This is a genomic window from Aquimarina agarivorans (assembly GCF_000218485.1).
Classification (GTDB): Bacteria; Bacteroidota; Bacteroidia; order Flavobacteriales; family Flavobacteriaceae; genus Aquimarina; species Aquimarina agarivorans.
The window spans coordinates 63689-74782 of record NZ_AFPB01000086.1; the positions used below are offsets into that span (position 1 = coordinate 63689).

Consider the following 11094-nt stretch of genomic DNA (forward strand, 5'->3'; position numbering starts at 1 on the left):
TTAGCTTCAAATTTATTTACCAATTACACTATTTTTTGCTTTAAAATCATCTGATTTTATACTTTGTTTAAAAAGAAATTCATTTCTTTCTAAGTTTTTTAAATCTCGCATCTCATGTTTCAAATGATAAGCTATTGCTCCAAACTTTAAACTTTTTCTTTTCACTCCGTATTTATTTAGCCTTAATGAAAATTCGTCATCTTCTTTTCCCCACCCTACAATATTTTCATTATAACCATTTATTGATTTTGCATCCTGTAACCAATAACTCATATTACATCCTCTAATCGGAGTTTTTACTAATTTATTTACAAAATTTGGTCTTAAAATTTTAAATATAATACCCAATCGTTTTTTAAACTGAATTTTATTATTATTAAGCGTACTTTTAGATAACACCAATGTTTTAGTCTGCAACGTATTTATAGTGTCTTCTTCACTTAAATTACAACGTTTACCACTTAGGAAAAATCCTTTTTTTCTGTAAAACAAATGATCTTCAATAAATTTTTTATGGCATATAATATCCCCATCAATTTGTACTATATAATCAAAATTACACTTTAACAGCCCTTTGTTTCTAATTAAACTTAATCTAAAGCCTTTGTCTTCTTGCCAACAATGTATAATAGGAATATTTACTTTATTTTTATATTTCTGGATTAGTTTCTCTGTATCGCTTGAAGATCCATCATCGGCAATAATTATTTCATTTGGAAGTATTGATTGATTAACTAAACTGTTTAAAGTTAGTTCTAATGCTAAAGGCCAATTGTAAGTCGATATTAATACAGTTACTCCACTATTATTCATTGAAGATAAATTAGAATATAAAATTAATAATTTAGTTTTGCTTTTTACGACTTTGCTAATCTAATTATTTGAAACAATAAATTGAAATTTCTTGAATTCAAGCTTTAAAAGTAACTGCTACAAAAGATTTACCAAGTTTAATATGGATGTATTTTAAACATTTGGCAAAAGTTGTAACACCCTCCTATCAAATTAATTTTAAAAGGTGTAAAACTACATAACATTACTAAAACCTTATTAATTTTTTTTTGATATTTTACTAAGACTTCACTTATTTATGCATAAATTTCAAATACTTGTATGAAAGATCTTTTTTTTAATAAATGCATGTTCTACTAATTTTCATGAATAAGGTTGTAAGATAAGGACGAAAAATACCTATTTATCATTATCTTTATTCACTACGTATAATTCGTGGTCAGTATTATTATTAATTGAAATTAAAAACAATTTATCAGCAGTTTCAATTGTTTCCATGGCACGTATGTCTTTATCCAAGTAAAGACCAGTTTTAGCATTTGAAACATATTTAAACGTTCCCTTTTTTGTTCCTAATAATAAAGTGCTTATTCCTGCGTCGGAACGCGTTGTTTCCACCTCAACTTGGTGATTATTTCCTGCAAGCAATAAATCTTTAATTCCATCAAAATTCAAATCTTGATATACTATACTATTAATTGGGGCTTGTTGAGCATTTAGTATAAAAGGTTTAAATTTAAAATTATTGTCTCCGTTATTTAGAAATATACCCGATCGGAATTCGGTGACATCATATTGCAATGACTGATTTAATTGCTTACCAAGTATACTTTGTAAGTCACGGCTTGCAAAATCCTGATAGGATCCAATACGGTTTTTTAAATAAGGTAATTGTTGCGTCATACAGGTTTTACCACGTATAGGTACTTGTTTCCCTTTATACTCTTTGGACAACAATACATCCTGACTTCCGTTTTTATCAAAATCTTCAGTATAAATACGAAAAGGATGTGAATTAGAAGCTTTAAACTTATGATTGAGCCCCAAATTACCAGCAATAATGTCTAAATCTCCGTCTGTATCTACATCTTCTACTAAAAGTTTATTCCACCATCCAGTAGTATCGGATAATGTTTTATAAACCGCGCTTTTAACAAATTTTCCATTGGAATTTATAAAAACCTCAATTCCCATCCACTCTCCTGTGACTATCAAATCTGGCAAATTATCATTATCAATATCTTTCCATACAGCATCAGTTACCATTCCGATATGTTGAAGATTTTCTGCCATCTTTTTAGTAACCTCTTTGAATTTTCCTCCTTCATTTTCCAATAAATAACTAGTTGGCGGATGAGGATATTTTTTAGGTTTAACCCTACCGCCAACAAATAAATCAATATCGCCATCCTGATCATAATCCGATGGAGTTACTACGGAACCCGCACTATTTATTTGCGGGAGCGCATCCAAATTACGTTCAAAATTTCCCTCCCCATCATTTAGGTATAATCTATCTTGTAAAAAAGTAGTAGAACCCACAAACTCGTAACTTCCACTCACCACATACAAATCGTGATCTCCGTCCTGGTCAGCATCAAAAAATACTGCGCTCTGATCCTCAAAACCACTATCGTTAATAAAAGCTTTATTTTTTTTAGGCACAAAATGACCATTTGAATCACCTAAAAATAAAGTTGCTGCTTGATTTTTTCCACCTCCTATAAATAGATCCATGTGTCCATCTCCATTTACGTCTGATGAGGCTGAAAATGGTCCTGTATTTGATAATTTATGAGGTAACAATACCTGATAATCGTAATCATTAAAATAAGGATCGCTATGGCTGGCATCAAAAACTAATTTACTAAACATCGCTGTCGATTCTTCATTTACAGGGCTATTATTTTTTGCATTAGCATAAACCACTTGCAACTGTTGATTAGCAGTAACTTTTTCCAGAGATTGAGTTTTTTTATCAGGCCAAATGATCTTTATTTGATCAATTTCCTTATTTTTTTGAAAACCAAAATAAAGCCCTGATGACACACTTGAAAGGTATCCTTTTGAATTGATCGCTTGCTGTACTTGAAATGTACCATCTGTAAAATACACGATCACTTTTGCTCCTACCCCGTTCGTATTATTTTTAGGTCCTTTAAAATCAATTTTTAAAAATTTTCCTTTTTTTAATTCCACCGCATTATTTTTCAACATTGTAGCGGGATCATTAATATTATTAATTACAATATCTAAATCGCCATCATTATCAAGGTCTGCATAAGTGGCTCCATTTGAAAAACTAGCTCTGGGATCATTCCACGCTAATGTGGTATTTTCAAATGTTGTATTTCCGTTATTTTTAAAAAAATAATTTTTCAGCTTTTGTTGCGGCAACATTTGAGCAAATTTGAGTTGATCCTCAGGTTCGGGTTCCCTTCCATAACTCCTAAGTAACTTTTCAATTTCATTGTTTTTATCCCTATCAATAACATCCCTAAATACTCCATTGGTTATGTACAAATCTTTATAACCATCCAAATCAAAATCAGCAGCTAATACTGACCAACTCCAATCTGTATTTGCTATCCCCGCCATATTACCCGTTTCACTAAATGTACCGTTTCCATTATTTAAGTGTAACATATTATGCATGTATTGATAATGATAACCGTTTTTTGCCATATTTTCAAACTTATCCAGGGGCGTCATTGCCATGGTGGTTTTTGAACGAACATAATCTTGTGGATTCATATCAAGCGTAACTAGATCGGGCAAACCGTCATTATTTAAGTCAGAAATATCGCTGCCCATACTGTTAAAAGACATGTGCTTGAAGTAAGTTTTTCCAGATTCAGTAAATGTTTTGTCTCCATTGTTGATATATGCCAAATCAGGAGCATTAAAATCATTACTGACATAAATATCCAAAAAACCATCATTGTTCAAGTCTCCAACTTGCGGATTTAAACCAAATCCTACATCGTAAACAAGACCAACCTTTTCAGATACATCTTCAAAATGTCCTGTACCATCATTTTCATAAAAACGATCCGAACCTTTTAGCTTTAGTGTGCTAGGATTTTTATAAAAATAATTCAACGGCAATACACTCGATCGTACCTTCCCCATTGGTGCATTGGACACGTAAACATCCAAATCATTATCATTATCGTAATCAAAAAAAGTGGCTTGAATACTTCTATTTTCATCAGCAAGGCCGTATTCCACTGCACTTTCACTAAAAGTTTCATTACCATTATTTAGGTATAGCATGTTTGCGAAGTGATCCCCTTTTTCATTCCAGCCGCCTCTGGATACATAAATATCTAAAAAACCGTCATTATTTATATCGGCCATAGTTACACCTGTATGAAAATCATCCAAATGTTTTATTCCTGACTTAGCGGTAATATCCTCAAATACAAAATTTCCTTTATTTAAATAAAGCTTATCTTTAGCTAAGTTAGAAGTAAAATAAAGATCAATTAATCCATCGTTATTTATATCACCTGCAGCAACTCCTCCTCCCATATATAAATAGATATACTTGAAATAATTGGCATCTTCTGATTCTTTTAATACGTTGACAAAATTGATGTTAGATACAGAGGCTGGAATCGATTGAAACAACAAGCTTTGTTTAGTTTTGCTTATTGAATGTTGTTTGGTAGATTTATTTTTACAACAAAAACATACGTTAAAAACTAAACTTAAAAAAAATAAACGTATCCATTTTTCACTTAAACTTATCATAATAGAGTGTTAACTATTAGTAATTTTGATACTTCAAAAACTTTTTATAACATTAAAATAGACCATTGAAACTATAATACAGCTCAACAGCCTATTTACCTTGTGAATTATATTAGTTTTTATATTACCAATCAGGGTGATTCTGTTCTATATTTGGATTAGTATTTAGTTCCAACTGAGGGATTGGTAATAATTTATGTTTATCTTCAAAAGCTTTACGTTCGGTAAGTTCTCCTGTAACACTGCCTAAAATATTGGTCAATTCCGATTCTGAAATTATTCCTGCCGCATTCCAACGGATCAAATCAGGAAAACGAGCACCTTCAAATGATAACTCCAGTTGTCTTTCTTTAATAATAACCTCCATTAGTTCAGGTCCGGCGGTAGTAATATCATCAAGTTCTACTCTACTCCGTACCTGATTAATATAGCCCTGTGCTTTACTAAAATCTGGACCGTTCTTTAATACCTGCGCTTCTGCCGCCATCAGCAACACATCGGCATACCTTAAATAACGCCAATTTGTTCCGTTATTCAAGGTAATTATAGGTCCTTGCGCCTCATCTAAAAATTGCGCCAGTTTTGTTCTGATAAGACCGAAATAACCATAGATATTTTCTCTAGGGACTTTAAATGTTACACCATCGCCTAAAAATTCTTCTTCCGTCATTACCGCTTTTCTCCTAATATCATCTCCAGCTTCTGTGGCAGCATCAAATATAGTACTTAAAGGGTATCCCGCTCCAAAACCTGGTTCCTGACCAATAGTACCCATATTATCAAAATTTTCAATTCTTGGAGCAAATTGAAGCATCAAAACATTATCCGTATTAAATTTTGATTCTCCCCAATTATACCCTCCTAAATTATTCCCTTTAGCATCAGTATAAGATAATTCAAAAAGGGATTCGGCACCAAACTCTTGCTCTTTCCGCCAAAGTCTGGAATAATCACTAATTAAATTAAACTGCCCTGAGTTAATGACCGCTTCAAATTGCGTTGCAGCCAAATCATATTTTTGCTGATACAAATACGCTTTGCCTAAAAGTGCTTGCGCTGCTCCTTTGTTTGCACGGAATTTCATAGCTGGCACAAAAGCACTTTTCAAAGGCAGTGCAGCTATAGCTTCGGTAAGGTCTTTTTCAATTTGACTCCAAATAGCACCAACTTCAGCCGGAGATTGTTGAAACTCTTCAGTACTTAATATCTTAGTTACCAAAGGTATTTTTTCTCCAAAAAGGGTAACTAAATCAAAATAATTAGCGGCTCTTAAAAACTTAGCTTCTCCTGATACAATAGCTTTACCAGGTGTATCTACTACCATATTATCCAATACAACATTGGTTCGGTTAATTCCATTATACATATTGGAAAATATTTTACTGGAATGGTCGTTATTGGCATCAAAATTATATTCATTTATAATTTCATACTGTGCAATTGAACCTCTTGCCAATCCCCCTGCCGCCATTTCGTCACCCATCAAAGATCTATACGTCCAAGGCGTTTCCCAAATAAAAGCATAAGAGGATCCTAGTGTCATATAAGCCGCTAAAACACCTTGCAAAGCTTCGTCATCTGTTCGATAAAAATTATCAGCTACTTCAGCTCCTCTAAGCTCATTTTCATAAAACTCTTCAGAACAAGAAATAATAAACCCCAATGCTGCTATGATAACTAGCAGAAAAGATATTTTTAAAATTGATTTTTTCATAATGCTATTTTTAAAATGATACTGTTGCACCAAAAATGAAACTTCGTGGATTTGGATAAAAGCCTTTATCCACTCCAATACTGTTAGCCGTGGAGGCACCTAATTCCGGATCAAGACCTGTGTATTTTGTAAACGTAAAGTAATTTTCAAGTGAAATATAAGTTCTTATTTTTGATATTGCCAGTGTTTGAGTCAGCGATTTAGGAAGCGTGTATCCCAATTGTATTTGTCTGATTTTAAAATAAGAACCATCTTCAACCAGCAAATCACTTTGAAATCCGTTACCAGAATAGTTAGCCCTTGGCCTTGATGCGTTTGTATTTGTAGGTGTCCACCTGTTAGAAAACCAATCCACAGGTAAGTTTTGACCAGGTATATCCGATCTTATCAATCCGTTGAGTATTTCGTTTCCTGCAACACCTTGTACAAATATATTGAGATCAATATTCTTGTAACCCAAACTCAGTGTTCCGCCATAAATAATATCTGGATGCGGATCGCCTATGTAAGTTTGGTCTGCTGCTGTAATTCCATCTTCACCATCGGTATCAACAAAAATAGGATCACCAGTTTGAGGATCAATACCATCGGTTTTAAAACCCCTGAAATACCAAAGCGGGAAGCCTTCTTCCACCCAAGTGGATATCCAATTTCCATTAGAAGTTGTTCCTGCCAATCGATCTAGTGTTGGGTTTAAAAAAGTGACCTCATTATCAAGCGTGCTTAAATTGACAGAAATTCCGTAGTTGAAATCACCCAAGTGATCTTTATACCCCAATGAAAATTCAAATCCTTTATTCTCCACGTTACCTGCATTAATAAAAGATGCCTCGTTTCCAGCTTCCAAAGGAGGTGTATTTGGGGTTAACAAATCTTTTGTTGTTTTTTTATAATAATCCATTGTAAAAGTCAATTTATTATTCAACAACCTCATATCCAAACCAAAATCAACTTGCTGGCTTGTTTCCCATGTAAGATCAAAATTATCCAGTCTAGATGGTTCTATTGCAGTTAATAAATTACCTTCACTATCCGTATAATTTAAGTTTTGGCTGGTTAAAAATCCAAAATATGAGAAGTTTCCTAAATTAGAAAGACTTCCATTTTCGCCCCAGCTTCCTCGTAATTTTAAGAAATTGACTACAGCATCTGTGCTAAAAAAGTTTTCTTCAGATACTACCCAACCTGCTGAAAATGATGGAAACGTTCCCCATTTATTATCCGCTGGTAAAAAGAACGTACTTGCCGCATCCCTACGAATGGTTCCTTGTAATAAATATTTATCTTTATAATTATACTGCAATCTCCCAAAATACGACCCTTGAGTGGAAGTATTAAAATTACCTGCTACAAATGATAAATCCTGATTAGCAACAAAATCAAATTCGCTATACCTTTCATCATTTAATGCTAAAGGAGCTCCGCTTGAAATTGTTGTTCTGAATTCTGCTTTTTGAGCTGAAGTCCCCAAAACTACATCCACGTTATGTTCTCCAAAGCTTTTATTAAAACTTAAAAAGTTTTCCCATTGCCAAAAAAAGTTGAAATCATTTTCCTCTCTTACACTAGAAACATCTCCCCTATGATTGGGATTGTAAAAAAATTGTCGTATCCAACTATGTTCATTTGAAACGTTAGAATCAATACTGAATCTTGATGTAAACTTTAGGCTTTCAAATAATTTAAATTCACCAAAAACACTTCCTAAAATACGATCTACCTTAGTTATACCGTCTGTAGAAGCAATACGTGCCAAGGGATTCATACTTGTATTGTAAGGACTGTTTCCAAAAATAAGACCATCTTCATTTCTTAAAAGTAAATCAAAATTATCACCTATGGCATTTCTGGTAGTCGGTAAAATACTTGCTTCATTAGGGTATACTGCTGGAGTTAGCGGATCTAACGCTAATGCAGAAGATATAACTCCGTTGGTTTGATCATTTTCGCGAATTGTTGACCTTTCCGAACGTATATACGATATGTTATTTCCTATTTTTAACCAATTTTTAAATTGATGTTCCCCATTTAAACGAATTGTATATCGCTTAAACTCATCCTTATTAGTTGCTACAATACCATCTTGATTCAGTATAGAGGCAGAAACGTGTACTTTAGAGCGTTCACTACCTTTACTGTAAGATAAATTATTTCTTTGTAAAAATCCTGTTTCAAAAAGTTCATCGGTCCAATTAGTATCAAATCCAGTTAATGCTATATCCGGATACAGTTGTCCTTCGGTACCATAATAGGTTACATATTGTTCGGCATTTAGGCGGTCGGGATTATTTTGTAAGGTATTTACTATATATTGAGAACTAAACGTTAATTCCTCGCGTCCTACTTTTCCTTTTTTTGTTGTAATAATGATTACTCCGTTACCTCCTTCGGCACCATATATAGCTGATGAAGCAGCATCTTTTAATACTTCCATATTTTCAATATCTGAAGGGTCAATACTTCCGATATCGCGAGTTCTTAGTCCATCGACTATATAAAGTGGATCTGAATTTCCATTAGTAGATATTCCTCTGATTCTAACATTAGGCGATGCTCCAGGTGATCCTGAATTTGGAACAATATACACTCCTGGTGTTCTTCCTTGTAATACTTGTTCTGCTCTGGTAAATGTATTATTGTTAAGCGCCTTTTTACCTATGCTAGTTATGGCTCCGGTAAGTAAACTTTTTTTCTGTGTTCCGTAACCTATAACTACCACTTGCTCTAGCTCTTGTAAATCTTCTACCAAATTAACATTGATTACTTTAGTAGTGCCTACCGTAATACGCTGATCAACAAAACCGATATATGTAAAAAGAAGCACATCGCCTTCAGCGGCATTGATCATATATTCTCCGTCAAAATTAGTAGAAGTACCTGTAGATGTGCCTGCCACCATAATATCAACACCAGGAAGTGGTTGATTTGATTCATCTTTAACCGTTCCTGTGATTGTAAATTGCTGGTTCATTTTGCTTATTACAGTACTTTTTAAAGTTTTAGATGTAGTAGGCAGCTTTTTTTTGGTTAGAAATATTTGCCTGTCTAATACTCTGAACGACGTTTTTGTAGCTCCAAATACTTCTTCTAAAATTGCCGTAATCAATTTGTCCTTTACTTTAATCTGTAAGGAACGATTTAAATCAACATCTTTTATTTTATAGATAAATCTAAATTCCGTAGTCTTTTCAATTTCATTGATCAATTCGTTTACCGTAATATTATCAAAATCTAAAGAAATTTTAGTCTGCTGGGAATAGAAAACATTTGCATGTATTTCAATAAATGCAATGGCAATAAACAGAAAACTAAGGTTCACCTTTAAATCAAGTTTTGATAAGAAAAAAGGGTATACGAATCCGTTAAGTAGTTTTTTCATACTTTTGTGAAGTTTGTTAGTGGTTAATTAATTTTAGTTAGTCACATCTATTTAAATCGGGAAATGCGTCACCATTTTCCGATTTTTTTTAAAATTTATTTTAATTAAAAGAGACATGATTGTTAGTCAAAAAAATCTAGTTTGTCATAGGCTTTTATAAAATATTAGTTAATGATTATTTTTTTATTATTAATCTCAAAATCGATTTCGTAAGACATTTTTAAATATTCCAAAATTTTCTCGATTGGTACATCTGTAAAGCTTGCATTAAATCTATCCTCTGAAAAATTTTGATTTGTATTTGTAATGGTTACATTATAATGACGTTCTAGTTTTTTTAAGATGTTGCTAAAACGCATATTCCTGAAAACTAATTCACCACGCATCCATGCTGTATAGTTGTTTGTATTAACAGCCTGAGTTGTTATATTATGTCTTTTTTTATGGCAACTTCCTTTAAACCCTGGTTTTAGTAATGTGTGCTTAGTATTTTTTGTTTGTTTTCTTTCATTTTTAGCATAAAGGTCAACAGCACCTTCGACAAGTGTTACCTGAGAGGCTTCATCTTCAGGGTAATTTGAAACATTAAATTCTGTTCCCAATACTTTTACATTTAGTTCATCGGCATTTACAATAAAAGGATGCATTGTGTCTTTAGCAACCTCAAAATAAGCCTCCCCAACAAGTGTTACCTGTCTCTCGCTCCCTTTTGGAAAATAAACTGGGTATTTTAACGAAGATCCTGCATTTAAATACACTTTAGAGCCATCTGATAATTGCAATGTAAATTTTTCACCATAAGGTATTTTTAGGGTATTGTGAACTAAATTATTTGAGCCAACTGAATGATTTTCGTAAACTAAACTATTATTGTTTTGCTTGCCAAAAATATTACCCTTTTCATCTTTTAGATGAATTGGATCATTTTTTGAAATTATCTTAGTCTCGCCATTTTCTAATTCTAATGTAATAAATGCTACTTTTTGATCTTTTAAGGTTTCAAAACCTACAAACTTCTGTTTGTAAATTAAGCCGATACTTAAAAAACCAATGAAGATAGCAGCAGCATACTTCCATGTAAATAAATGGATTTTATTTACTTCTTTTTTCTCTGTTGCTTTAATAACATTTTGATAAATTTTTTGTCTTGTCTCGTTATTAATTTCTGGATGATTTTCTAGTAAATTTATTACCTCCTCTACAGATGGAAATTCATCAGAATTTGTTGCGCTTTTAAAATAATCAACTACTTGGTCAATTTCTGCTTCCGTGCATTCATTGATAATAAATTTTTGAAGAAGTTTTTTCATTTTTAGAGCAACCGTTTTATTGACGATTCATTTAATAATACAGTTCAATGATACATTTGTACTATTCCGATAGCAAAAAAAATTAAATAAAAAATTAATTATCTAAACAATACAATTCTATTTTGGCTAAAAAAATTAAATGT

Annotated in this window: 5 protein-coding genes; all 5 read right to left on the reverse strand. The window is 32.5% G+C overall.

What is annotated here, in order from left to right; genetic code table 11:
• Nucleotides 1-12: 12 nt before the first annotated feature.
• The 5 genes from GMC_RS0104315 to GMC_RS0104335 all read right to left on the reverse strand — a co-directional run bounded on the left by GMC_RS0104315 (nt 13) and on the right by GMC_RS0104335 (nt 10951).
• Nucleotides 13-813, reverse strand: coding sequence for a glycosyltransferase family 2 protein (locus GMC_RS0104315; protein ID WP_010520981.1), 801 nt, complete (start codon nt 811-813; stop codon nt 13-15).
• A 378-nt stretch (nt 814-1191) separates the two neighbouring features.
• Nucleotides 1192-4548: a VCBS repeat-containing protein gene (locus GMC_RS0104320; protein WP_010520982.1), complete on the reverse strand. Its 3357-nt coding sequence runs from the start codon at nt 4546-4548 to the stop codon at nt 1192-1194.
• 124 nt (nt 4549-4672) lie between these two features.
• Nucleotides 4673-6262 carry a RagB/SusD family nutrient uptake outer membrane protein gene (locus tag GMC_RS0104325; RefSeq protein WP_010520983.1) on the reverse strand — a complete coding sequence of 530 codons (1590 nt, stop codon included), beginning with the start codon at nt 6260-6262 and terminating at the stop codon, nt 4673-4675.
• Nucleotides 6263-6272: 10 nt separating this feature from the next.
• Nucleotides 6273-9641 (reverse strand): SusC/RagA family TonB-linked outer membrane protein, encoded by a 3369-nt coding sequence (locus GMC_RS0104330; RefSeq protein ID WP_010520984.1) that lies wholly within the window; start codon nt 9639-9641, stop codon nt 6273-6275.
• A gap of 164 nt (nt 9642-9805) precedes the next feature.
• Nucleotides 9806-10951: a FecR family protein gene (locus GMC_RS0104335; protein WP_010520985.1), complete on the reverse strand. Its 1146-nt coding sequence runs from the start codon at nt 10949-10951 to the stop codon at nt 9806-9808.
• Nucleotides 10952-11094 lie beyond the last annotated feature (143 nt).